Annotated in this window: 25 protein-coding genes; 10 read left to right on the top strand and 15 right to left on the bottom strand. The window is 31.9% G+C overall.

Annotated elements, in window-relative coordinates; all coding sequences use genetic code 11:
- Window positions 1-34 precede the first annotated feature (34 nt).
- From MEVAN_RS06935 to MEVAN_RS06925, 3 genes are all read right to left on the bottom strand, one after another.
- On the bottom strand, window positions 35-739 hold the full coding sequence (locus MEVAN_RS06935) for an RNA methyltransferase (protein ID WP_012066157.1): 705 nt from the start codon (window positions 737-739) through the stop codon (window positions 35-37).
- Window positions 740-792: 53 nt separating this feature from the next.
- Window positions 793-3,321, bottom strand: a complete 2,529-nt coding sequence (locus MEVAN_RS06930; RefSeq protein WP_012066156.1) for a cation-translocating P-type ATPase — start codon at window positions 3,319-3,321, stop codon at window positions 793-795.
- Window positions 3,322-3,382: 61 nt separating this feature from the next.
- The gene (locus tag MEVAN_RS06925; protein ID WP_012066155.1) at window positions 3,383-4,093 is read right to left on the bottom strand and encodes a TIGR00297 family protein; all 711 of its coding nucleotides are present in this window, start codon (window positions 4,091-4,093) and stop codon (window positions 3,383-3,385) included.
- A gap of 259 nt (window positions 4,094-4,352) precedes the next feature.
- Between MEVAN_RS06925 and MEVAN_RS06920 the strand changes: the two genes are divergently transcribed.
- On the top strand, window positions 4,353-4,745 hold the full coding sequence (locus MEVAN_RS06920) for an HIT family protein (RefSeq protein WP_012066154.1): 393 nt from the start codon (window positions 4,353-4,355) through the stop codon (window positions 4,743-4,745).
- Window positions 4,746-4,777: 32 nt separating this feature from the next.
- Here MEVAN_RS06920 and MEVAN_RS06915 read toward each other — a convergent pair whose 3' ends face one another.
- The 5 genes from MEVAN_RS06915 to metG all read right to left on the bottom strand — a co-directional run bounded on the left by MEVAN_RS06915 (window position 4,778) and on the right by metG (window position 10,345).
- A complete protein-coding gene (locus tag MEVAN_RS06915) occupies window positions 4,778-5,410 on the bottom strand; it encodes a cobalt-precorrin-8 methylmutase (RefSeq protein ID WP_012066153.1) in 633 nt (210 codons plus the stop codon).
- A 33-nt stretch (window positions 5,411-5,443) separates the two neighbouring features.
- On the bottom strand, window positions 5,444-5,716 hold the full coding sequence (locus tag MEVAN_RS06910) for a DUF2097 domain-containing protein (RefSeq protein WP_012066152.1): 273 nt from the start codon (window positions 5,714-5,716) through the stop codon (window positions 5,444-5,446).
- A gap of 46 nt (window positions 5,717-5,762) precedes the next feature.
- Entirely contained in the window at window positions 5,763-6,569 is an 807-nt protein-coding gene (locus tag MEVAN_RS06905; RefSeq protein WP_012066151.1) for a DUF63 family protein, read from the bottom strand.
- Window positions 6,570-6,686: 117 nt separating this feature from the next.
- Window positions 6,687-8,204 carry an AMP phosphorylase gene (locus MEVAN_RS06900; protein ID WP_012066150.1) on the bottom strand — a complete coding sequence of 506 codons (1,518 nt, stop codon included), beginning with the start codon at window positions 8,202-8,204 and terminating at the stop codon, window positions 6,687-6,689.
- A 149-nt stretch (window positions 8,205-8,353) separates the two neighbouring features.
- Window positions 8,354-10,345 (bottom strand): methionine--tRNA ligase, encoded by a 1,992-nt coding sequence (metG, locus tag MEVAN_RS06895; RefSeq protein ID WP_012066149.1) that lies wholly within the window; start codon window positions 10,343-10,345, stop codon window positions 8,354-8,356.
- A 242-nt stretch (window positions 10,346-10,587) separates the two neighbouring features.
- On the opposite strand from metG, the gene MEVAN_RS06890 reads away from it, so the two are divergent.
- The 3 genes from MEVAN_RS06890 to trm5b all read left to right on the top strand — a co-directional run bounded on the left by MEVAN_RS06890 (window position 10,588) and on the right by trm5b (window position 13,162).
- Window positions 10,588-11,610 carry a type II glyceraldehyde-3-phosphate dehydrogenase gene (locus tag MEVAN_RS06890; RefSeq protein WP_012066148.1) on the top strand — a complete coding sequence of 341 codons (1,023 nt, stop codon included), beginning with the start codon at window positions 10,588-10,590 and terminating at the stop codon, window positions 11,608-11,610.
- 85 nt (window positions 11,611-11,695) lie between these two features.
- Window positions 11,696-12,070: a hypothetical protein gene (locus MEVAN_RS06885; RefSeq protein WP_012066147.1), complete on the top strand. Its 375-nt coding sequence runs from the start codon at window positions 11,696-11,698 to the stop codon at window positions 12,068-12,070.
- 57 nt (window positions 12,071-12,127) lie between these two features.
- Window positions 12,128-13,162, top strand: coding sequence for a tRNA (guanine(37)-N1)-methyltransferase Trm5b (trm5b, locus tag MEVAN_RS06880; RefSeq protein WP_012066146.1), 1,035 nt, complete (start codon window positions 12,128-12,130; stop codon window positions 13,160-13,162).
- 12 nt (window positions 13,163-13,174) lie between these two features.
- On the opposite strand, the gene MEVAN_RS06875 is transcribed toward trm5b, so the two are convergent.
- Together MEVAN_RS06875 and MEVAN_RS06870 are read right to left on the bottom strand one after the other, a co-directional pair.
- Window positions 13,175-14,653 (bottom strand): replication factor C large subunit, encoded by a 1,479-nt coding sequence (locus tag MEVAN_RS06875; protein ID WP_012066145.1) that lies wholly within the window; start codon window positions 14,651-14,653, stop codon window positions 13,175-13,177.
- Between the two features lie 30 nt (window positions 14,654-14,683).
- A complete protein-coding gene (locus tag MEVAN_RS06870) occupies window positions 14,684-15,247 on the bottom strand; it encodes a DUF447 domain-containing protein (RefSeq protein ID WP_012066144.1) in 564 nt (187 codons plus the stop codon).
- 155 nt (window positions 15,248-15,402) lie between these two features.
- On the opposite strand from MEVAN_RS06870, the gene MEVAN_RS06865 reads away from it, so the two are divergent.
- The 3 genes from MEVAN_RS06865 to ilvD all read left to right on the top strand — a co-directional run bounded on the left by MEVAN_RS06865 (window position 15,403) and on the right by ilvD (window position 18,760).
- The gene (locus tag MEVAN_RS06865) at window positions 15,403-16,254 is read left to right on the top strand and encodes a shikimate kinase (RefSeq protein ID WP_012066143.1); all 852 of its coding nucleotides are present in this window, start codon (window positions 15,403-15,405) and stop codon (window positions 16,252-16,254) included.
- Window positions 16,255-16,310: 56 nt separating this feature from the next.
- Entirely contained in the window at window positions 16,311-16,997 is a 687-nt protein-coding gene (gene cobI, locus MEVAN_RS06860; protein ID WP_012066142.1) for a precorrin-2 C(20)-methyltransferase, read from the top strand.
- 110 nt (window positions 16,998-17,107) lie between these two features.
- A complete protein-coding gene (gene ilvD / locus MEVAN_RS06855; RefSeq protein ID WP_012066141.1) occupies window positions 17,108-18,760 on the top strand; it encodes a dihydroxy-acid dehydratase in 1,653 nt (550 codons plus the stop codon).
- 172 nt (window positions 18,761-18,932) lie between these two features.
- On the opposite strand, the gene fbp is transcribed toward ilvD, so the two are convergent.
- Complete coding sequence (gene fbp, locus MEVAN_RS06850) at window positions 18,933-20,084, bottom strand: fructose-1,6-bisphosphate aldolase/phosphatase (protein ID WP_012066140.1); 1,152 nt, start codon at window positions 20,082-20,084, stop codon at window positions 18,933-18,935.
- 318 nt (window positions 20,085-20,402) lie between these two features.
- Between fbp and iorA the strand changes: the two genes are divergently transcribed.
- The 3 genes from iorA to MEVAN_RS06835 are packed head-to-tail and all read left to right on the top strand — an operon-like array spanning window position 20,403 to window position 24,079.
- Window positions 20,403-22,250, top strand: coding sequence for an indolepyruvate ferredoxin oxidoreductase subunit alpha (gene iorA / locus MEVAN_RS06845; RefSeq protein WP_012066139.1), 1,848 nt, complete (start codon window positions 20,403-20,405; stop codon window positions 22,248-22,250).
- On the top strand, window positions 22,240-22,839 hold the full coding sequence (locus tag MEVAN_RS06840) for an indolepyruvate oxidoreductase subunit beta (protein WP_012066138.1): 600 nt from the start codon (window positions 22,240-22,242) through the stop codon (window positions 22,837-22,839). Before iorA ends, MEVAN_RS06840 begins: the two co-directional genes overlap by 11 nt.
- Window positions 22,832-24,079: a phenylacetate--CoA ligase family protein gene (locus MEVAN_RS06835; protein ID WP_012066137.1), complete on the top strand. Its 1,248-nt coding sequence runs from the start codon at window positions 22,832-22,834 to the stop codon at window positions 24,077-24,079. The genes MEVAN_RS06840 and MEVAN_RS06835 overlap by 8 nt, the downstream gene beginning before the upstream one ends.
- Before the next feature lie 103 nt (window positions 24,080-24,182).
- Here the strand turns inward: MEVAN_RS06835 and MEVAN_RS09070 are convergent, their stop codons facing one another.
- The 4 genes from MEVAN_RS09070 to MEVAN_RS06820 form a co-directional block, all read right to left on the bottom strand.
- Window positions 24,183-24,311: a hypothetical protein gene (locus MEVAN_RS09070; RefSeq protein ID WP_269479006.1), complete on the bottom strand. Its 129-nt coding sequence runs from the start codon at window positions 24,309-24,311 to the stop codon at window positions 24,183-24,185.
- Window positions 24,312-24,409: 98 nt separating this feature from the next.
- Window positions 24,410-24,859, bottom strand: a complete 450-nt coding sequence (locus MEVAN_RS06830) for a hypothetical protein (RefSeq protein WP_012066136.1) — start codon at window positions 24,857-24,859, stop codon at window positions 24,410-24,412.
- Between the two features lie 18 nt (window positions 24,860-24,877).
- A complete protein-coding gene (locus MEVAN_RS06825; RefSeq protein WP_012066135.1) occupies window positions 24,878-25,318 on the bottom strand; it encodes a methanogenesis marker 5 protein in 441 nt (146 codons plus the stop codon).
- A 21-nt stretch (window positions 25,319-25,339) separates the two neighbouring features.
- Window positions 25,340-25,723, bottom strand: a complete 384-nt coding sequence (locus MEVAN_RS06820; protein ID WP_012066134.1) for a DUF2111 domain-containing protein — start codon at window positions 25,721-25,723, stop codon at window positions 25,340-25,342.
- Window positions 25,724-25,764: the final 41 nt, after the last annotated feature.

The following is a 25,764-nucleotide window of genomic DNA, read 5'->3' as shown; positions in this document are numbered from 1 at the left end:
ATTATCGCATGCAACATTTAAAAAACTTTCCATATTATTTTAGGTCAGTTTTTTTAAATACGCATATTAAAGAATTAGCTTCTTTTCCTGAAATAAATGCTCTTCCAACTATTCTTTTGAATATTGTTTTACATATTTCTTTTCTATATTCCGGAACTGCGTTAGAAATATCTACAAATTCGTTAAAAAATCTTAAAAGCATTTCTTTTTCAATTTTTGATGCATTTTTCATGCGTAAGTTATACGGAATATCACTTGAAACAGATTCATAATATATCTCATAAAGAATTACTGAAACTGCATGAGAAAGGTTCATTATAGGGTATTTTTCAGACGTTGGAACAGAAACCAAAATATCACATAACTCTACGTCTTCATTTTTTAAACCATCATCTTCCCGTCCAAAAACAATTCCTAGTGTTCCTTCATTCTCTTTTTGATTTTTTGCTAATTCTCTTGGCGTAATTGGAATTCTTTTTATATTCCGATCACCTGAGACTGCACCGGTAGTTGCAACCGTAACATCTATATCTGAAACTGCATTTGAAAGACTTTTATAAAATTTTGCATTTTTTAAAATATCTTTAGCGTGAACTGCACGAATATATGCATCATTATCAAGTATATCAGAATTTCCAACAATTCTAAGTTCTGAAACATTGAAATTCATCATATTTCGTGCAATTGCGCCCAAATTTCCGCCATATTTTGGATTTACTAAAATTACAACAGTTTTCAATTTATCACGGTTTAAATTCCTTAAAAAATAAGATAATATTTATTTTTATTAAGTTAAAGGATTGGATTATTTTTCTTATTATATAAATATTCAGCCCATTTTCTAACTTCAAGCGTTATAAAAAACAGTACTGAAGTTATTAAAACGTAACTAAAATCCAAAATATCTAGCGGAACTGTTTTAAATAAGTCTGAAAATACATATATTGCAAGTAACTGTAAAACTATTCCAATTAAAACTCCAACCCATATATATGGATTTATTGTTATGCTTCTCTTGATATTTTTAAAGAATGGTTCGTGTTCTTTTTGTGCCTGTATTCCATTAAACCATATTGAAACCACCATTGAAGTAAATAAAATCGTTACAATTTCCATGTAAGGGTAGTTTATATTTAGTAAATGGAAATAGAGTGCAAGATTTATAAGTCCAAGAGATACTGCCGCATAAAATATCCTATAAATTTGAACCTTATCAAAAACCCTATTTTCGGGCCTTAATGGGTTTCTTTTCATTAAATTTGATTCTTCCTTGATAAATGGGAATGTTTTATCCTGTACTCCATCAGTAACCATGTTTATCCAAAGTATTTGAACGGGAAACAATGGTAGACTTAATCCCATGATTATAGAAAGAGAGATTAATACAATTTGACCCATATTTGCAGAAATAAGATAATATATAACTTTTCTAATATTTTCAGTAATTAATCGTCCTTGTTTTATTGCCTTTACAATCAAAGATAAGTTATTATCTACTAAAACCATTTTTGAAACGGATTTTGCAGCTTCGGTTCCTTCACCCATTGAAATACCCAAATCTGCAACTTTTAAGGCAGGTACGTCGTTTACCCCATCTCCAGTTACCGCAACAATTTCCCCACTATTTTGCAGGGCTTTTACTATTCGGTATTTATGTTCGGGTAATGCCCTAGAAACTACGCTTACGCCCTTTAAAGCATCTTTTAATTCTTCATCATCTAGCTTTTCAATGTCAACACCACTTAATAAGCCATCTCCTTCAGAATATATGCCAACTTCAGTAGCTATTTTTTTTGCTGTAAGGCTGTTATCACCCGTTATCATTATAACCCGTATTCCTGCAGATTTTGCAGTTGAAACTGCCCCCTTAACACCTTCTTTTGGAGGGTCAGAAAATCCTATTAAAGATTTAATTTCAATTTTCCAAGTGCTTGGATTTTTTATGTCCCCTTCGCCAACACCAAATGCAAGTACCCTAAGGCCATTACCTGACATTTTATCGTGGGCTTGGTCAAATTCTTTAAAACTTTTGTTTGTCGATTTTTCTTTTAAAAACTCGTAAGAACCTTTTATAAATAATTTTTGACCATTAATAACATTATTTAGTGAACCCATCATTCTACTCTTTGTATCGAACGGAAATATTTCTAAAGTAGGGTTATTTTTTCTTATTTTGTGATATTTTTCAATCCCTAGCCATGAAACAAGTGCTAAATCCATGTGGTCACCATGAATCCCGTCAGATTCGTTTGCAAGTGCAGATATTACTTCTATATCATCAAATTCTTCAGGAAACACTTCAGAAACAGCAATTTTCCCAGTAGTAATTGTGCCGGTTTTATCAGATGCTATAACAGTCGCACTACCCAATGTTTCTACGGAAGGAAGGTGCCTTACAAGTACATAGTTCTTATTAAGTTCAAGAGCACCGACTGCTAAAACTAATGTTATAACAATTGGAAGCCCCTCAGGAATTGCTGAAACCATTAAAGCTACAAGTATATACAGCATTGTTGGTATATCAATTCCACCATATAGTCCAAATGAACCAACAGTAAAAAGGATTATAAAAAGCAGTACTATATATTTTTTTGAAAATTGGCCTATTGCCTTTGTAAGCGGACTTTCAGGGGATTTTTCCTTTACTTTTTCTGCGATAGACGCCAAATAAGTATTTTTACCCGTTTTTACAACTATTCCTTTTCCTGAACCCCTAACAACTACGGTTCCAGATAATGCCATATTTTTTAAATCATAAGGTAATGTTTTTTCAGGCAAAATTACTTTTCCATCTTTTTCTACCGGTATCGATTCACCAGTAATTGTAGATTCATCAATTAACATGCCTTTTGTATCATAAAGTCTTAAATCTGCTGAAATGACGTTTCCTTCGGATAGCATTAAAACATCCCCTGGAACTATTTTTGAAGAAGGGATTTCAATAACTTCACCATTTCGAAAAACAAATGCTCTTTGTTCGGTAAGCTTTTTAAGTGCTTTTAATGAACTTTCAGCTTTTGACTCCTGCCAAAATCCAAGTAAACTGTTTATAATTACAATCCCGATTATTATTAAAAAATCGTTTGTATCACCTATAAAAAACGCCAGAATCGCTGCAAATATTAAAACATAGATAACAGGAGACATAAATTGTTTTAAAAATATAGAAAGTTTACTTCTCTCGTAATTTTCTATAATATTTTCTCCAAATCGATTCAGCCTTTCATCTGCATCTTTTTTTGAAATGCCGTTTGGCGAGGAATCAAGGTCTGAAAAAACCTTATCAACTTCTAAAGAATGAAAAAAGTCGGAACTTTTCACGTTATCCCTCAAATAGCTATATTATTATATGGGTTGTAAAAAGTACATATAATTTTTGAAGTTATAATATAAAATATAGGAAGATTGAAAAAATTCCGCCGACAAGCGTTGCAATGAAATTCACGTGTTCATTATTTAAAAGTTTTTTACGCTCAAAAAATGCTCCAAGATAACTATCAGAGATATTTCCGGCCATTCCTGCAATTGTTGCAATTATTAATACGTTTAAATCATTAAAAAGTCCATAGGAGATTACACCAATTAATAAAGCACCCATAAGTCCTGCAAAAGTTCCAAAAAAAGTTATTGCACCATCAGTACCTTTTTCAGCTTTTTTAAAGTTGGATATCAGCCTTGGAGTCTCTCTTGAAAGCATCCCCAGTTCTGAAGAAAAAGTATCCGAATTTGCAGCTGCAATTGAACCAATATATCCGATTAAAGCAATTTCTTGAGTTAAAATTCCAAAATAATATCCTAAAACAAATAATACGGCCATTAATCCATTTGCAAGTACGTTTTTTAATGAACGTTTTGACTCTGCCATTTTAATTGCATTTTTTAAAGAATATCCTGCTTTACTTGCCAAACTTCCAAGTACTAAAAACGAAATAAGAAGTATAAGCCACCTTAAATCCGCTATAAAAAGTATTATAAACGCCATTATTGAAGAACCTATTATTCCAACGCTATCTAGGTACTTTTTAGCATATATAAATACTGCAAGTAAAAGCGTTATAACTAACGAATAACTTATTTTCAATAACACGTCCATAAATTCACCTTATATTCCATAAATGAAATAACTTATTAAACTTTACGGTACTTTAACGATAAAGGAAAATTATGCCCCCAATTTCTCAATTTTAAACTATAAAAATTACTAAAGGTTACTAAAAAATATCCGTATATAAAAAACCATATTTAATATATCATATATATCATAGGTGTATTTAAGGCTGAATACTTTTTGAATCATATTTTTATACTTTTTAAATCATATTGCTATTTTGAAAAATTTATGGTGAGTACCCATGTGTATTTTTTGTAGTATTGTTAAAGGAGATATTCCTGCAAGAATAATCTATGAAGACGAGAAATTTTTAGCATTTATGGATGCATTTCCAAGGGCTGTTGGACATACACTAATAATCCCTAAAGAACATTTTGAAACTTTTGACGAACTTCCAAAAGAACTAGCGTGTGAAATGATGGAAGTAATTTATAAGGTTGTAAAACAGTTAAAAAACTTAAAAATGGATGGCTTTAATATTTTAAATAATAATAAAAAAGTTTCCGGTCAAGAGGTTCCCCACGTTCATTTTCACATTATTCCAAGATATGAAAACGAGGGATATCCAGTTTACGTTTTAAAAGACCCTATAAACGTGGATTTAGATTCTATTTATGATAGAATAATGGAATAATTTAAAAATTATTAAATTTTAAATCTTAGATTTTAAATTCTTTCATTTTTACTTAATGCAATAATGCCATTCATGAGCGAAACTGCAATAGGGGTTCCCCCCTTTGGGCCAATTGTTGAAATTGACGGTATATTTAATGTTCTAAGTAATTCCTTTGATTCGGATGCCTTTACAAAACCAACTGGTACGCCCAAAACTAGTTTGGGCCGTATTTTTTCTTCATTGTATAGTCGTATGACTTCAAGTAGTGCAGTAGGTGCATTCCCAATTACAATAATTCCTCCATCAATTTCGTCTTTTAGCGACCGAATAGATGCAACTGCCCTTGTAATTCCGTATTTTTTTGCATATTCAAATGTTTCTTTATCTGAAATAGTGCATACTATGTTATTATATCTTATTCCGGCTTTTACCATTGAAATATCCGTAATTATTGGTTTTTTGTTATTTAACGCATCTAAACAATTTTTTATGGGCCCATTGTTAAATAAAATTAATTTTGCGTATTCTGGGTCAGCCGTAGCATGAACTACTCTTTCAATTAACCCCATCTCTTCATCAGAATATAAATCTATTTTTTCATTTAGTACTTCAAATATTTTACGTTTTACAATTTCTCGTGATTTATCTGCAATATCCATTCCGTCCTTTGTAGTAGCTCCCATAAACACGCTATCACTTGAAAAAATCTTAAATTTTTATTCTATAACTAAAATTACTTTTTTATCTTTTTCTTCATTGATGTGTACGATTTCTAAAACATCTCTTGCAATGTTTCCAATATCAAATTCCATGAGCCCCATTGATTTGTTATCGGTATCCACCCTAAAAAAACCGTCTTCTTTTGAGTCAACAGTTCCTTCAACGTGACATCTACCAAAATAAACTTCTATATGGTCACCTTCTTGAACGTTTGTTTTCATGTAGTCCTCCATTTTTTCTTCTGTCATTTTAATTACTATTTCTTCCATAAATATCACCAATATAACCTAAAAAGCATTTTATCATTATTTATATTTAAACACCCATTATCATCCTAAAAAGATTTCTAAGACCCGGTGCAAGTCCTAATGCCATTACTGTTATTTTTAAAATATTTCTTAGATTATCATCCTTAACTTCTTTGTTAAATACATCAAGTACAAAATAGGCAACCATTAATTTCACAGGTATTATTGAATAAGGCCCAAAATAATCCATTAGTAGTCTTGGAATTGGATGTTGTTCCCAGTAACCATATATTCCAATGCCAACAGAAGTTGCAGCAGCATCGACAAGTTGTGAAAATATTGCATATTTGTCAATTCTATCTAACTTTACTTTTTTTATTTTTTCTATAATAAATAGTGCTAAAAGGTAGCTTGTACTAAGAATTCCAAAGACATAAGCGACCGATTCAATTTGCGTTATTCTAGTAGAAAACTCGAAAAACATGTACAAAATTGGAACGATTGCCATTATTATTGAAAGTAAATAATATTTCTTTTTTAATATGGTTCCTGAAATAATTATTGAAAGCATGTAATAAATGCCGACAAATACAACTATTCCCGGTGTTACTGTATAATATAATCTTGGAAAAAATCCTGCATCAACTAGTGACCTCATAAGTGTTATAAGTATTATATAAAATACAGTTACTTCCGCAAATTGCCTATCGACAGTTATTTTTAATTTTAAACATACTTTATAAAATAAATAAACCATAAAAAAAAGAAATACCCCATATGTAGCAGTTTGAATTAAATTATAGCCTTGTTTTGCCTCTATCGGGTAAATATAATAGCGATATATAAAATCTTTTATCATTAGCATAATATCCATATATTCACCGTAAAAATAAATAATAGTAAAACGAGTTTATTTACTATAAGAAACTTTTTCTATTTAATTTTAATTATAAAATTTAAAATAAATATAAAATTTAAAATATAAAAAGGTTTAAAATTTACTTATTCTTTCAATCATCATTCCTTCAACATTTACCGGGTAAACCCTTCTTGCAAGATTAACTGCTGAATTTAATCTCTCTTCAGAGCCTGAATATATCGTGTATAATATGTCACCACGTTTTACCTTATTTCCAATTTTTGCATTTAAAAGAAGACCTGCTTTTTTATCCCTTGGAGCCCCAGCTTCTTTTACAACGTTTGTTATTGAAGTATTATTTATCCCTACAATGTAGCCGTCAATTGGGGAACGAACTTCTTCAACATATTTTCCAAGTTCAATTTCCTCCGGTTTTTTCGGAGTCCCACCTTGTTCGACTATAATCTGGTTGAATTTTTCAAGTGCGCGTCCTGATTCAAGTATTTCCCATGCTAACTTTTGTCCATCCCCAATTTGTGCTGAACCACCAAGTTCAAGCAGTATTCCTGCTAAGGATATGGCTTTTTCAATTAAACTTTTTGGTGCACTTTTTGGATCAGTTAATGCTTCCAAGGCTTCTTTTGCCTCTAATGCCGGCCCGATTGCACGTCCTAATGGTTGTCCCCCATAAGTTAAAACACATTCAACTCGGATATTTAATAATTCTCCTAATTCAATGAATTTTCTTGCTAATTTAGCACCTTCTGCTTCATTTTTAATTTTAACGCCTTTTCCAACGGGAATATCTATTACTGCGTATTTAATACCCGTTGCAACTTTTTTAGCCATTACACTTGCAAGAAGTTGTGGTTGAGGATCTATTGAAACAGGTCTTTCAACATTGATTATAATGTCATCTGCAGGTGCTAAGTTAACTCCTCCACCCCATACCAAACAGCCGTTTGTTGCTTTTACAACTCTTTTTAATTCTTCCTCATCTAGCTCTACATTTGTTAAAACTTCCATAACGTCAGCAGTACCTGCTGGTGACGTAATTGCTCTTGAAGATGTTTTTGGAATTGTAATTCCTGCGGCTGCAAGAATTGGAATTGAAAGAAGTGCATACTTATTTCCAGGAACTCCGCCGATACTGTGAATATCTACAACAAGACTTTTTTCCCATGAAATCATGTCCCCAGTTTCAGCCATTCTTTTTGTCATTTCGACAATTTCTTCCATATTCATTCCGTTTACATATGTTGACGTAACAAATGCTGCAAGTTCGATATTTGAAAGCTTTTTTGAGACTATTTCATCAATTATTGTCCTTATTTCATTTGGAGAAAGCACTTGGCCATCCATTTTTTTCTTTATAAATTGAATTGATTCGGGTTTTTCAGCATGCCTTAAATTTACTTCTTCACCCTCTTTTAAAGAAATACCTTTCATTTTACGCACAGGTATTCCAACTTCACCTTTTTGAACCATAGTTTTAGTTGAATAAAGTATTCCTAAAACAGAACCGCTGTGTGATTCTATCAAAACCCGGTCTTGAGGGTAGTAGGAGGTTCCCTTCAAATCCTCTTCATTTACGATAACCGCATTTGCACCTAAATCGAGATCTATAAACTTTGCATTCAAAAACAGCATAAATTCCCTCCTAGCTTGATTTAAAATTCTATACAACGTTAGGTATTATTATATTTAGAGTACAATAAAAACCTTTTTAAACGATTCTAAAAATAAGGTTATTTAAATATAATAAATTAAATATGTTAAAAAGACATAAAAAGATGTTTTTAGTGTATTTTACTTCCGAGAGAAATTTCCCTGTCAATATTTAAAAGGCTTACAATGCCATCACTTTCAGCTGCTAAAAGCATTCCTTCAGATTCTACGCCGCACAATTTTGCAGGTTTAAGGTTACATATAACTATTACGTTCTTTCCAATTAATTCTTCAACTTCATAATCACCTTTTAAGCCTGAAATTATTTGTCTTTGTTCATTGCCTAAATCTACGATTATTTTATAAAGTTTTTTAGATTTTTTAACATCTTCAACTTCTAAAACCTTTCCAACTCTTAAATCTACTTTTGTAAAGTATTCGATATCTATTAATTCCATTTTTGCACCTGTTTTTTTAGCGGTTTTTTCATTTTTGCTAACTTTCTCTTCAAATTTTATTTCAGAGTTTAGTTTTTCCTTCATTTTTAAAATATCCATTTCTTCCAATTTTGTAAATATGACTTTTGGTTTTTTAAGGTCATTTCCTCTAATTTCAAGGTCAAGTTCTTCATTCATTAAATCAAGAAGTTCTCCCGTTTTTACAGGCATGAATGGACTTAAAAGGTACACTATGTATTTTAAAGTGGTACAACAGGTATACATTACTTCTTTTAGCCGTTCTTCATCAGTTATTGCCCAGGGTTGCATTGCTTGAAAGTATGCATTTCCTTCCTTTGAAAGAAGAATGATTTCCATTATTGCATCTTTGAAATTATACTCTCGAATTAATTTATCGAATGTTTCAGTGGTTTTTTCACATTTTCTAATTAACAATAAATCTTCTTCTTTTAATGTATCCTTTTGAACATTAGGAATTTTTCCAAACTTTCTTTCGGTAAATACGAGTGTCCTATGGCTAAAATTCCCGATAATATCAATTAATTCAGTATTAATTCGTTTCTGAAAATCATCCCATGAAAAATCAGTATCCCTATTCAATGGTGCATTTACCATTAAAAAATACCGTAAATAATCCGGACTGAATTTTTCAACAAAATCTTTAACCCAAACTACCCAATTCTTACTCGTACTCATTTTTTTATTTTCTAAAGTTAAATAGCCGCCGCTAACAACGGAATCTGGCATTTTATAGTTTTTAACACCTTTTAAAATACCTGGCCAGAATACGGCATGATGTACAGTTATATCTTTTCCTATAAAATGAGTTATTTTAGATTGAACATCCTTACTAATCCAGTAATCCTTCCAAATCTCACCAAGTTCTTTTGTAAATGAAACGTAACCAATAGGGGCTTCAATCCAAACATACATCACTTGACCATTGCTTTTAGGAATTGGAACTCCCCAAGTTAAATTTCTTGAAACATCCCAGTCGTGTAGCTCTTCAATCCATCTTAAAGCCATGTTTTTTACATGTTCGGGCATTTCTTTTGCATTTGTAATGTATTCGGTTAATTCTTCCTTCATTGCGCTTAATTTAAAAAAATAGTGTATTGATTTTTTTATTTCGGGTTTTGAATTACAGTGAATACAGTAGGGTTCTAAAAGCTCAGTAGGTTCTAAATGTCTCCCACAAACTTCGCAGTGGTCGCCCCTTGCCTCACCTTCACAAAATGGACATTTTCCTTCGACATACCTATCTGCAAGGCTCATACTACATTTTTCACAGTAAAATTGCTCTATTTCTTTTTCATAAATGTACCCGTTTTCTTTTAGGGTTTTGTAAAATTCTTGGGCAGTTTCAATATGGATGTCACTATGGGTTCTTCCAAAACTGTCAAAAGATACGTTTAAGCTATCTAAATCTTCTTTAATTGCATTGTGGTATCTATCAACAATATCTAAAGGAGTTACACCTTCTTTCTCCGCTTTAAGGGTAATTGGAACCCCATGATTATCAGTCCCCCCTACGTGAAATACATTCTCTCTTTTAAGCCTTAAATACCTTGTAAAAATATCTGCGGGAATATACGTGCTTCTTGCATGCCCTAAGTGTAAAGGCCCGTTCGTATAAGCTAGTGCCGTTGTAACTAGATGTTTCATAAAAATCCTCCATAATTATTCGTAAAATTTATTAAGATAAATGGATGATACAAAAGAATTATGGAACTTTATTAATATATCTTTGTAAAATCTATTACGGTTTTTCAAAACGAATATATAAAGTAATCATGATATAGATATATTTAGGAGATTTGGATACCATATATATTTCAAAATAAGGGGAATTGATGATTAATAAATTACGTAACTTGAAATATAAAAATATTTAAAATGGTGGTTTTATGGTTGGAGTATTAGTAAATGGTTATGGCTCTATCGGAAAAAGAGTTGCTGATGCAGTAGCTAAACAGGATGATATGAAAGTAATCGGAGTTACAAAAACAAAACCTGATTTTGAAGCTAGGATGGCCGTTACAAAAGGTTACAAATTATTTGCTGCAATACCTGAAAAAAAGCACCTTTTTGAAGAAGCCAATATTCCCATTGAAGGAACTATTGAAGATATTATTGAAGATGCAGATATCGTAGTTGATGGAGCTCCAAAAAAAATTGGAAAGGCTAACGTGGAAAACGTGTATAAAAAACATAATGTTAAAGCAATTATCCAAGGTGGGGAAAAAGCAAAAGATGCAGAGGACTCATTTAATTCCCTTTGGAGTTACAATAGATGTTATGGAAAAGATTACATAAGACTAGTATCTTGTAACACTACTGGACTATGTAGGACACTTTATGCAATTGATTCTATAACTGATATTTTAAAAGCCAGAGTAGTTTTAGTAAGAAGGGCTGCTGACCCCAATGATATAAAAACAGGGCCCATAAATGCTATTATTCCTGACCCAGTAACAGTTCCATCCCATCACGGGCCAGATGTCGTTTCAGTAATACCAAAATTAGATGGAAAAATAATGACTTCTGCAATAATTGTTCCAACTACCCTTATGCACATGCACTCTTTAATGGTTGAAACTACAGGAGTTACAAAAGATGCGGTTTTAGATGCAATTGAAAAAACGCCAAGAATCATAAAAGTAAAAGCTAGTGAAGGAATTGATTCAACAGCAAAAATAATCGAATATTCAAGAGACCTTGGAAGATTAAGGTACGACTTAAATGAAATTGCAATTTGGGAAGAAAGCATTAATGTAGTAGATAATGAAATTTATTTAATGCAAGCAATTCACCAAGAAAGTGATGTTATTCCTGAAAACATTGATTGTATTAGGGCAATGCTCGAAATGGAAGAAGATAACATAAAATCCATTGAAAAAACGAACAGAGCTCTTGGTCTTTTAAAATAAATAAATAAATAAATAAATAAATAAATAAATAAATAAAGCTTTTTTATCTATTTTTACATTCTTAGATAAATTTACACGTGATATAATGAGATATTTAAGGGGCAAGTCTTTTGAAGAATTTGCTAGAAAAATCGAATTTTTAAATTCGGAAGAAGACACCATTTATATAAATAAAGAACTAACGAAAAATTTAATAATTGAACTTTTGGAACGGTGCGAGGTTAAAACAATACTTTTACCCGAATCAAAGTTTAAACGAACAAATAAAAAAATAATAGGTGCTTTAAAAGAAATTGGGATAGAAATTGAATCAATAAAACCAATTACTGGAAGGCCAACAAATAAAAGAGAAATTATAAAAAAATATATGCAAAAAAATCCAAAAGAAATTTCTGAAATTACGAAAATACCAATTAAGACGGTTGAATATCACTACTATAAATTAAAAAACAGTCTTTAAATGAATTTTACGTAATTTATAATCCATTTGGAAATTTAAGTAAATAACGGTGAAATAGTGGTATTCTGTATTAAAATTAATGCTAAAAACGGAGAAATAATTCGAAAAATCCTCCTAGATAATAATTTACTTAATAAATCATATAAATTAAAAAAAGAAGATGGATTTTTATATATTCCACTAACCACTGCTGAATTTAACAAGAGTATTTTGAAAAATCAGGACATTAGTTTTGAAATTTTTGAAAACGCACTTGAAAAAATAGATCTTGAAAAAAAGATGAGTTTTAAAGAATATTTATTAAATAACTTTAAAAATGAAGTTGAAAACGATTTAATTGCTCATGCTTATGATATAATTGGCGATATCGTCATATTACAAATTTCTAATGATATTGACCCGAAATTAAGAATTGAAATTGGAGAAACTGCTTTAAGATTAATACCTTCCGTAAAAACGGTATTTAGAAGAGAAAGTGATGTAAAGGGAAATTTTAGAGTAAGGGATTTAGAACACCTTTCAGGAGAGAAAAAAACACTAACGAAATATAAAGAAAACGGCTACAAACTTTTTGTTGATGTTTCTAAGGTTTATTTTTCCCCAAGACTTGGATGGGAGAGAAAACGGATAATGGAGCTCGTAACGCCTGACGACATAGTGGTAGATATGTTCTGTGGAGTTGGCCCATACTCAATTGCGTGTAAAAGTGCAGAAAAAATATATTCAATAGATATTAACCCAGATGGAATTGCCCTTTTAAAGGAAAATATCAAGTTAAATAATCTTGAAAATAAAATAATTCCAATTTTAGACGATGTAAGGAATGTAAACGTTAAAGGAAGCCGTGTTATAATGAACCTTCCAAAATATGCACATGAATTTGTAGATAAAGCACTTGAAATAGTTGCAGATGATGGAATAATCCATTACTATATGGTTGGTGGGGATTTTGATGAGGGAATTGAATTATTTAGCGAAAAATGTGAATTTGAAGTTATTGAAAAAAGAATAGTTAAGTCATATTCTCCACGAGAGTACGTGTTTGTAATCGATTTTAAGATACTGAATAAAAAAGTTAAAAATAAAAATTAAATTATTTTTAGCTTAAAAAAATTTATCAAGGGTTGCCTGTTTTTTTGAAGTACTTTCTGGTTTTTTTGAAGCTTTTTTAACGTCATCTTTTGGATTATTATCTTTAGTAAGGATTTCTGAAATCTGATTATCTGAAATTTTTGGACGCTTAGGAATTACGGGCATTATTTCATTTGTTTTTTCTTTAAACGTATCTTCTTCTAAATCTTTTTTCATTAAATTTTTGTCATCTGTTTTTTTTGTTTTTTCACATTCAATTATCGAAAAAATGTCCTTTGAAATTTTTTTATTTGTTAAAAATTCAACTTCTTCTTTCGTAAATTCATAATATAAAGTTAAATCTGTAGCCATTTGCAAATTTGACTCAAATATGACATATAAAAAATCAAGGGTACTTCTAGCACCCTTTATAGAAGTATGTGTTTTTATCCCTATTTTTTTTAATATTTCTTTTAATTTTTCCCTTGCAACTTTAGTACGACTTAATTTTGTAAATACTGTCGGAGGAGAATACCTTGTAAATCCCCGATACTTATCTTCCTTTGAAAGAGCAGTTCCTGCAGTCATTAAAGCCGATGCATACCGCCATAGTCCAAAATATTGCCTTCGATAGACCCTTCCTAAAAATACATCGGATTTTGAGAGATAATCATAACCTTTCGCAAGGTCACCATATTTTAAATACTCTTTTGGCAAATTCTCAGAAATCCATTCACTAACTGTCCCCAGTTCTTCTTTTAAATCAACTGTAGCGGAAGTTGCAATATCGTAGTGCGTTGTTTTCATTATTATCCGTATTGCATCAAAAATACTTTTTTCACTATCTCTATCAGGTAAATTTTTTGCATCTTCAATTTCTATCGAACCGCCAGTTAAAAGGGCCTGTAAGTCGTTGATTGCAGCCCTTAAATCTCCGCCTGCATGACTAGAAATTAATTTAATAACTTTTTCATCGATTTCAAACCCTTCTTTTAATGCAATTTTTCTCAAAACCGGGGGAATTGAATTTGTGTGAACAGAACCTGCATCCACCATAGTTACAGAATTCCTTAAACTACTTAGTGCAGGTTTATAAACATCATTTGCCGTCAAAATTACCGGATTTTCAGCATTTTTCAGAACTTTTATAATTTCTGAAACCCCTCCTCTATCATCATTTCCAGAAAGGCCATCTACTTCGTCTAAAACTATCAGTGTCCTTTTTCCAGTAAGTGATTTTGAAGTTGCTGCAGTTCCAACAACTTGGGATATTACATCCTTATTTCTCTTATCACTGGCATTTAGTTCAATAACGTCAAAATTATAGTCATTTGCAATAGCATGTGCCATTGTAGTTTTTCCGCTTCCAGGGGGGCCAAAAAGCAGAACCGGTTTTTGCTTATTGCCCCTTATAAATGACTCTATCCAGTAACAAAGTGCTTCTTTTGTCTTAGAATGTCCTGCAACATCATTTAAAGATTTCGGCCTGTATTTTTCAACCCATTCTTCCATTTATAACACCGGTAAACTTTTGACTGAATATTATAATTTAGCTGTTAAAAATCTTCTTCCAAGTTCTAAATGTTTAGTAGAACCTACTTTTTTAACTATTTCCATGAAAATTTTCATATTTAAATAAGCTTCCTGCTTTTTAGTACCATTTAAAATCCCCAATCTCGAATAAATTACTGCCATTTCGACTAATGCCCCTTCTGCACGGCTGTAAGGACTATAATCATCGTTTAAAACACTTTCAGAAATATTAATCCCATTAACAACCATTAATTTAGATTTTCCATAAATATTTTTATATTCTACAAATTTTCGGCCAGTAACTTCTATAAGCAGTATTTTATATGCATCTTTTAAATAAGGAATTTTTTTACCGTCCAAATTTAGAAATTCACTATCAAAATCATCGTCTAAAACTGCTTTTGCAACCAGATAGGGGCTACAAATGTTTAAGATATAAAATTTATCGACTTTCAAGTTTTCATATGTATGGGAACCTTCAAAAACGTGGAGTAACACATTATTATCACTTAAAAATGCACCCATTGGTGCTTGATTTAAATTTCCTGACGTTATTACGACTTCCTGTTTCATAAATAACACGACAACCAAATAATAGTAAAATATAACTTATAATATATACACAGCATTGATTTTATATGTTAGTTTCGCTTATTAAATTTAAATTCTACTTTATTTTCTATTAGTTATATTGGTTATTATTTATTGGATTATCCTTTGGTGACATTATGAGATGCTCTGCAATTTCCCCCGGTTCTGGAACAATTATTAACGCAATTTCAACAGGCAAGGGTTCTGCATTTGGGATTGATTTAAAAATAAAAGCAAATGTAGAGTTGAAAAATGATGGAAAAAGTAAAATAAATGGAATTTTACTCGATAATCCATCTTTAAAGCCAAACTTGGTTGAAAGATGCGTTAAAAATGTTTTGGAGCATTTTGAAGTAGATTATTCTGCAAAAATTTCAACCAGTAGTGAACTTCCATTAAAATCTGGATTAAGTAGTAGTAGTGCAGCATCAAATGCAGCAGTTCTTGCGACATTTGGGGCACTTGGCGAAAAAATAGATTCTGAGTTAATTTTAGACCTTGCAATAAAATCCTCTTTTGAAGAACAATTAACAATAACTGGGGCATATGACGATGCAACAGCATCATATTTTGGTGGAATTACCGTCTGTAATAATTTAGAAAGAAAAATACTGAAAAAAGACGTTTTTAAAGAAGAATTAGACGTTATTATATTAATGCCAAATTTTAAAAAGAACCTGAATGTAAAGAGGATGAAATTAATAAGTGATTATGTTGAACTAGCATTTGAAAAGTGTATGAATGCAGATTATTATAAAGCATTATTTTTAAACGGTATTCTTTATTCTTCTGCACTAAATTTCCCATCATACATTTCCGTAGATGCCTTAGAAGCAGGTGCTGTTACTGCAGGCCTTTCTGGAACTGGGCCTTCGTATATAGCACTATCTTATCAGGAAAATACTGAAAAAGTTAAGAATGCTTTTAAAAAATATGGAACAGTGATTATTTCAAAACCTGATAATTTTGGTTCAAAAATAATTTACTAGAGTAATTTAGTAATTTAATTTTAAAATTTTTAAAAATTTAAAAAAAGGTGAACGTTATGGTTGATAAAATATATGGAATAGGCGTTGGGCCAGGAGATACGGATTTATTAACATTAAAATCTGTAAAAATACTAAATAGTGTAGAAACAATATTTGTACCAATTTCAAAGGAAGGAAAGGCTTCCGTTGCATACGAAATTATAAAAGGAATTATTCCTGAAGATAAAAAAGTAGTTGAATTATTGTTTCCAATGAGTAAGGACATTGAATTTTTACAAAAACACTGGGAAAACGCTGCAAAGGAGATAATTAACGAAAAAGGAACTGTTGCAGTCGTAACAATTGGGGATGCAACACTTTACAGTACATTTTCGTATGTATGGCAGATATTTAACAAAAATAATATTGAAGTTGAAGTCATAAATGGAATTTCTTCACCTTTTGCAGCAGCTGCTTCCTTAAACATTCCCCTAGTTGAAGGAGATGAAAAATTAGCAATATTGCCTCAAGGAAAAGATTTAGAACGGTATTTAGATGAATTTGACACTTTAATCGTCATGAAAACAAATGATTTAGAAGAAAAATTGAAAAACTTAAAAAATAAAAAGGATAGTTTTTTAGTCGGCGTTGTAAATCGAGTTACAAGTAGTAGTCAAAAAATATCGCTTGGAAAAATCGATGAAATTGATTTTGAACCGTTTAAAGATTATTTATCATTAGCAATTATTAAAAAATTGAAATAAATTTAATTTTTCATTAAATCTTTTTGAAGAACTTATAAAAAATTAAATTTATACGATACTTTTTTATCCAATCTAATTAAATACCAATTGGACTGTTAATGGTGGTAAATATGATTAGCGATAATATAAAAAAAGGAGTAATTAGAAGCCCTAATCGGGCTCTTTTAAAGGCTTGCGGATATACGGATGAAGATATGGAAAAACCGTTTATTGGAGTTGTAAATAGCTTTACAGACGTAGTTCCCGGCCATATTCACTTAAGAACATTGGCAGAAGCTGTTAAAAATGGAGTTTATGCAAACGGCGGAACCCCCTTTGAATTTAACACTATTGGAATTTGTGATGGCATTGCAATGGGTCATGAAGGCATGAAGTATTCCTTACCCTCAAGAGAAATTATCGCAGATGCAGTTGAATCAATGGCAAGAGCCCACGGGTTTGATGGATTAGTATTAATTCCAACGTGCGATAAAATCGTTCCTGGAATGATAATGGGTGCATTAAGATTAAATATTCCATTTATTGTAGTTACCGGTGGCCCAATGCTTCCAGGGGAATTCCAAGGAAAAAAATACGAACTTATCAGCCTATTTGAAGGTGTAGGTCAGTACCAAGTTGGAAAAATTAGTGAAGAGGAATTAAAATGCATTGAAGACTGTGCATGTTCAGGTGCCGGAAGTTGTGCAGGGCTATACACTGCAAATAGTATGGCTTGCCTTACAGAAGCATTAGGACTTTCCCTTCCAATGTGTGCAACAACACATGCAGTTGATGCTCAAAAAGTTAGAATCGCTAAAAAAAGTGGTTCAAAAATAGTAGATTTAGTAAAACAAGACATTAAACCAAAAGATATCTTAACAAAAGAAGCTTTTGAAAATGCAATTTTAGTAGACCTTGCATTAGGCGGTTCCACAAACACAACTCTCCACATTCCTGCAATTGCAAATGAAATCGAAAATAAATTTATAACACTAGATGATTTCGATAGATTAAGCGATGAAGTTCCACATATTGCGTCAATTAAGCCCGGTGGAGAACATTTCATGATTGATTTACATAATGCAGGGGGAATTCCCGCAGTATTCAATGTTTTAAAAGAAAAAATTAGAGATACAAACACCGTTAGTGGAAAAACCACCTTAGAAATTGCTAAAGAGGTAAAATACATAAACTATGATGTTATAAGAAAAACTGAAGCACCGGTTCATGAAACTGCAGGTTTAAGGGTTTTAAAAGGAAATATTGCGCCAAATGGTTGTGTTGTAAAAATTGGGGCAGTGAATCCAAAAATGTATAAACATGAAGGCCCTGCAAAGGTATTTAATTCAGAAGACGATGCAATTTCTGCAATTCTTGGTGGAAAGATTGTTTCGGGCGACGTTATTGTAATAAGATATGAAGGGCCATCCGGGGGCCCCGGAATGAGAGAAATGCTATCCCCAACATCTGCAATTTGCGGAATGGGTCTTGATGATAGTGTTGCACTAATAACTGATGGAAGGTTCAGCGGTGGAAGTAGGGGGCCGTGTATTGGACATATTTCTCCAGAAGCTATGGCTGGAGGACTAATTGCAGTGATTAATGATGGAGACACTATAAAAATCGACATGATTGGAAAAAAAATAAATGTTGAATTAAATAACAGTGAAATCGAAAATCGGTTAAAATCGCTTAAAATACCTGAACCAAAAGTTAAAACGGGCTACCTTTCAAGATATTCAAGACTAGTTTCTTCAGCTGATGAAGGTGCAGTTTTAAAATAGTTTAAAAGATAGTATATCGATAAAATAATCGATTAAAATAATTATATTTAAGATAATATAATTAACATATATCTTAAAATTATATTTTTAAAATTCTAAAAGTTTTTATAATTTTAAATTTTAAAAGGACTTTTTTGTTTTAAATTTTTTAAAAAAGAATAAAATAGGGAAATTATTCCATATCTCCTCTGTTTCTTATCTGGTCGATTTTACATCCGCAATTTTCATCAATATCAATAAATCTTCCTTTTAATTGAGCTAAAACTTTTGGAACTGACGTGTATTCCATCATAGTTTCAGGTAATCTATGAGGCATAAATGGGCCCATTGACCTCATCATTTCTGCCATATCGAGTGCTTTTTCCCTTGCCTTATCAAATGATTTGTCTGCAAATAAATCATTTGGTCCAACTAGTCTTCCTTTTGATAGCTGGAATCCTAAAGCCATAACTCTTGCAGGGCCGTCAAATCTTGCAGGTCTTGCATCTTCTTCAGCAACTGGCATTATAGGGCCAAAATGGCATCCTCTCATCCATCCTGCAACTAAGTGTGGGTTTGCAAAGGGTTCTAAAATTTCCCCTACTGCAGGAAATCCACTTTGAGCCCTTACAATTGCAACAGGGTCATCTTTTCCAACGTATTCTCCTGCAATCATATTCAATTTTTCTGATGAACATACTGCCGTAATTTCGTTATCTTTTCTCCTGTAAACTCTTTTTATGGCGTATTTTTCGGTGTTTCCGATCAATGCAAGTAAAGAATATGTTTCCTCAGGCGTGTCCATGAAAACCCTTTTGTGCTCCATTACATCCAATACTTCATACCTAAACCCTGATGCCATTGAAGGGTCATAAACTAAACCTGCAGTACTAAATGGGTCTGAAAACATTTTATAAAATGGCAAATTAAATGCTGCTGGGTCAGTTTTGTCACAGCAAAATACAATAACTGGTTCACTTGGTCTTTCGACAAATTCCATTTCAGCACAGCCGGGGCCAAGTCCTTTGATGTTTCCGGAAAAAGAGTTTGAAAGTAAGTCCTGACCTGCACCGTAAAGTTTTAATTCTTTTGCAACGCTTGTTGCTTCTTCAAATGCATCCCATGCAAGTTTATGTACTTCTTCGCTATCTGTTCCTTTATTGTGGGTCATTATCAAATCTATGTCGTCACCACAGTTTGTAACATAATAATCAATTAAAATTTCATCTAGTGCATTTTCTAAAACATACTCTGCAGCATCGAGTAACTCTTCTGGAGCAAGTGTGTGGCCACAAAGCCCCCCCACATCTGCTTTAATAACGCTCATGGTTATTTTTTCTTGCATACTTTTACACCTTTTCATGTTTAAATAAAAATTAAGTATTTTGATAATTAAGAAATTCATTATTTATGCTTTTTTATGTCTTAAAAAAATAGTACTTTCAAGCAAAAGCTAATAAAAAATATCAGTTTTATTTTATATATTTAACTAAGAACAAAATCAATAATAAATCAATAATAAAATTTAAAGGGTACAACCTAATAATTATGCTCAATATATAAAAGTCTATTTAGTAATAGATAATAAAGATAAGTTCAATTTTAAATTATCGTGATTTACTATTATGTTTTAAAGCAGTTTTAAAATAAAAAGAGGGATTTTTTGACCAGTAACAAGTTTTTAATGGGAAATGAAGCAATTGCTCTTTCAGCGATTGCCTCAGGAGTACAGTTTGCTACAGGGTATCCTGGAACTCCTTCAACAGAAGTAATGGAAACTTTGATAAAAAATGCAAAAAAGTACGGTTACTATGTAGAATGGGCTACAAATGAAAAAGTGGCCCTTGAAACTGCAATCGGAGCATCATTCTCAGGAACTGATACAATTGTTACTATGAAACAAGTTGGATTAAATGTTGCATCTGACCCGTTAATGAGTTTAACGTATTTAGGAGTAAAAGGTGCTCTTGTATTATTGGTAACGGATGATCCGGGGCCCCATTCATCCCAGACCGAGCAAGACACTAGGTCATTTGGACTTTTTTCAAATGTTCCGGTAATTGACCCTTCTGATTCAAAAGAAGCATACAAAATGACGAAATATGCATTTGAACTTTCAAAAAAGTACGAAACTCCAGTAATTTTAAGAACTACGACAAGGGTTTCACACCGGTGCGATGACGTATTAGTTGATGATTTAAATAAAATACCTTTTAAAACATCTGGTTTTTCTAAAGATTCAAGATGGGCAATTTTTCCAAGATTAACGGCAGAAAGACATCCTGTATTAGAAGCCTTGCAAAATACATTATCTGAGGAATTTTCAAATTCAAACTTCAACTTTATTCAGGGAACTGGAAAAATTGGAATCATTACATCAGGCGCTTCATATCACTACGTGGTTGAATCTATTTCAAATAATAAGCACGATTTTTCCATTTTAAAAATAGGAACGCCCTACCCATTTCCGGAAAAAAAAGTATTTGAGTTTATAAACAGTGTAGATTGCATTTTAATAGTCGAAGAACTCGATCCATATTTAGAAGACCAGACTTTAAAATTAATTGGAAAATTAGGAATTAATAAACCAGTTTATGGAAAATATAATAAGTATTTCCCTTGTTGTGGTGAATATAACGTTAAATTAGTACTAGATGGAATAAATAAAGTATTAGAATCCTTAAATTATGAAAAAATAAAATTTTCAAATGTAATTGATACTCAAAATGTAAATGTGCCTCTTCCAGTACGTCCGCCAACATTATGTGCAGGTTGTATGCATAGGACAGTATTTTACGGTTTTAAGAAAGTTTCAAAAGAGTTTGAAAAAAAAGGTATTCAAACAATATTTTCTGGCGATATAGGGTGTTATACGTTAGGTAATGCTCCCCCTATTGAATTAATCGATACTTGCATTTGCATGGGTGCAGGAATAAGCGTTGCATCCGGTATTTCAAAAACTTCAAAGAATTCAAAGAATGTCGCATTTATAGGGGACTCTACATTTTTCCATTCTGGAATTCCTGCAGTAATTAGTGCAGTTTACAATAAGTCGGATATAACTATTGCAGTTTTAGATAATAGAACAACTGCAATGACTGGGCATCAACCGCATCCGGGAACTGGAAAAACAGCTGGATTTGAGGATACAAAACTAATAGAAATTGAAGGAATTTTAAAAAGTTGCGGATTGGATTTTGTAAAATCAGTTTCTACCGAGAATTTGGATGAGTGTATAAATGTTTCAAGAGAATCTATTGAATATAATGGGCCTTCCGCAGTAGTATTTAGAGGAAACTGTGTTTCACTGGTAAAATCAAAACTAAAATGTAGGGTAGATACAGAAAAATGCACTGGATGCAAAATCTGTTTTGAAGAGCTAGGGTGCCCTGCAATAGTAATGGATAGAGATATTCCAAATATAACATCTAATTGTATAGCATGTGGATTATGTGTGGCAGTATGTCCTTTTAACGCCATAATTAACGAGGGAAATTGTTATGAGCTTTAATGTATTGATTTGTGGAGTAGGTGGGCAAGGTATTGTTTTAGCTTCAAGACTTGTTGCAGTTACCGCTATGAATGAGGGTTACACTGTAAATACTGCTGAAACTATTGGAATGTCCCAAAGAGAAGGTTCGGTAGTGAGTCATGTTAGATTTGGGAATGAAATTAAGGGTTCACTTATTCCAGAAGGTTTTGTAGACGTAATAGTTGGATTTGAACCTTCAGAAGTTTTAAGAAATATAAAATACCTTAAAAAAGGCGGTAAAATAATAATGAATTCAAAAGGAATATTTCCAGTCTCAAAATCAAATAATTACAAACCTGAAAAAATTATTGAATACATTATCGAAAATTTTAATGGAACTATTTGCATGGATTTTACAAAATTTGCAGAGGAATTAGGGAATTCAAAATCATTAAACGTAATCATGCTTGGTGCATTATTTTATGCAGATTTCATTCCAATAAGTTTTGAAAAGTTTTTAGAAACCGTTAAAAATGAAATTCCTGAAAAATACCTTTCCCTAAATATAAGTGCAGCAAAAAAGGGTGCAGAGGAAATTTCTAAATTTTTAGAGGGTAAGTATGAATAATGAAAATTTAAATACGTTAGAATTATTAAAAAAACTTTTAAAACACGTTTCTACGGGAAGTAAATTCTACCAAGAAAAATATGCAGAATGTGGAGTAAATTTAAACGACGTTAAGTCTATTGACGATTTTAGAAAACTCCCATTTACTGAAAAAGAAGAATTAAGAAGTGCATACCCATTGGGACTACAATCAGTCCCTGAAGAAAAAATAATCAGAATTCACTCGTCATCTGGAACCACTGGAAGTCCAGTAATAATCCCTTACACTGAAAAGGACGTTAATATATGGTCTGAAATGATGATGAGATGCTACAAAATGGCAGGTGTAACAAATAAGGATAGGGTGCAGATTACTCCGGGATACGGGCTTTGGACTGCGGGGATAGGATTTCAACTTGGTGCAGAGAAGCTTGGTGCAATGACAATTCCAATGGGGCCAGGAAATACTGAAAAACAGCTCCAAATGATGATAGATTTAAAAACAACAGTTTTAGCATCTACTTCGTCTTATGCGCTGCTACTTGCAGAAGAAATTAAGAAAAAGGAAATAAATAATAAAATTAACTTAAAAATTGGCGTAATAGGCTCTGAACGATGGAGCGAAAAAATGAGGAATAGAATAGAATCGGAACTTGGAATTGAAAGTTTTGATATATATGGTCTTACAGAGATATATGGCCCAGGAATTGCAATTGACTGTAAATGCCATTTTGGAATGCACTATTGGTCTGATCACTTATTATTTGAAATAATTGACCCAAATACTGGTGAAAATCTTCCAGACGGCGAATTAGGAGAACTTGTAATTACTACGCTCACAAAAGAAGGGGCACCGCTCATAAGATACCGAACAAGAGATTTAACAAGAATAATTCCAGAAAAATGCCCTTGTGGTTCAGAATATCCTAGAATAGACCGTATATTAGGGCGGGCTGACGATAGAATAAAAATAAAAGGCGTAAACATATATCCTGGACAGATTGAAGATGTTATTTCAAAAATCTCAGGAGCAAGTAGCGAATACCAGATAATCCTTAATAGGAATGAAGGAAGAGATTCCATGATTTTTAGAGTGGAAGTTGTTAGTTTAGACGATTATAAAAAGGAAATAATTAAAAATGCCATTATAAAAGCATTTAAAACATTTATCGGAATTTCACCTGACGTTGAGTGTCTTAATTTGGGTACACTTCCAAGGAGTGAAAAGAAAAGTAAAAGGGTTTTTGATAATCGGGATTAATTCAGAGCGGTTTCCATGTTAAAATAATATTATATTAAACTCGAAAACCCGAATACTTTCTTAAATTTTTAATAAATAGTTTTAATGTGATGATTGTATAAGATTATATCATATTTGGAAGTTGGTATACGCTAAATGCAAGAACCAATACTGCTATGACGGTAAATAGTATCCATAAAAGGCATGCATCAATTTCGCCATGTTTAGATAGTAATTTTTTGATTATGTACATATTTCCTCAACACTAGTTTACTGAAAAACAGATTACTGTAAAACACTATAAATATATTTTGGAACGGTTAACAAAAACAAAAAAGTAAGTTACTATAATTAAAAGAAATTCATTAAAAACGTTATTATTGCTATTTCTAGCGATTTTATAAATCCTACTCCTTCCATTTTGATTTTTCCCTGTTTTAAAGCTTCTTTAGTAGATGAAATCGGATTTTCAGAATCCATAATTTCTAAAATTGTACTTTTTGTAGTGTAAATATTCAATGTAGCATCATTTAGCATTCCTTTTTCAAAATTCGTGATTTTACCATTAAAAACCACTATAAAAATGTTAAGTTCGCCGGTTTCAGTTCCAATATACAAATTTATCCTTTCGTTTGATGCAATATTAGATGAAAATGGAATAGTATCTAAATCATTTGAATACTTTTCAGCAAGATCTTTTAAATCTTCAAAAAATACTTCATCAGAAGTACTTTCAGCAGAAATTGCCGTAATACATGTAAAAACTAGCATAAAAGCTATAAACTTTACTAACTTTACCACATATACCACCAAAAGTCGTTATTTTTCCAAACTTTCTAAAAATGTCGTTATTTTTTTAACTATTATTTTTGCATCTTCATCGGAAGATGGATATTCAATATTTAACACAGGCATGTCTTTTCGTCTTATAAGGTATTTTGTAAGTTCGTTGGTTCTTTCGCAGCCAACACATCCAAAGCCTATTGGAGAGTGCACCATTACTACGGCAGCTTCTGCTTCATCAATTAAAGGCCCTATTAATGACATTCTACCCCTAACTCCGGATGGAACCTCGATAGCCGCATATTTAAGACCTTTTTTAGGATCTTCATCAGTTATGTTAAGAGGTGGAGTATCTAACTCAAGACTTCGTACTTTTTCACCGATTGCGTTATTAATCATTAGGGGCTTATGACCAAATCTTTCAACCAAATCTGCCAAAATAAGGCTATTTGGGGGGAATATAAAAACTTTCTTCAATTTATCACCGAAAAATACGTATTATTTTGGAAATGCATCATCAGGCAAGAATTTCATAATTTCAGGCCTTCTTGTTATTGAATGTAGTTCTTCAAAAATTCCCGCAGTTAAGTCCACTATGCCAATTGCACCCGTTATATCCCTATTTTCAATTATTGGCACCACAATAACTGAAACATTTTTATAAGGCCCGACAATTGGAGTTACCCTTAAGATTTCCCCTGTATCAATTGCCTGTTTTAAAACATACCCCTCATACATATCATCTAAAAGTTTTCCTTTTTCGATTCTAACGCCAGGATTTTCCTTTGAACGCATAGTAACTGGTGCTTTGTTAACTAGCATGTGAACTGCATAAGCAAACGGAAAAATATCCTTTGAATCTGTGAATTTTAGACTGAGCACATTATCACCCACCTATTTAAAAATATATATTTCAAAGTATT

It is taken from the genome of Methanococcus vannielii SB, from assembly GCF_000017165.1.
Taxonomy (GTDB): domain Archaea; phylum AGJL01; class Methanococci; order Methanococcales; family Methanococcaceae; genus Methanococcus; species Methanococcus vannielii.
The sequence above is the reverse complement of the archived record's forward strand: the minus strand, read 5'-3'. Positions and strand labels throughout refer to the sequence as shown.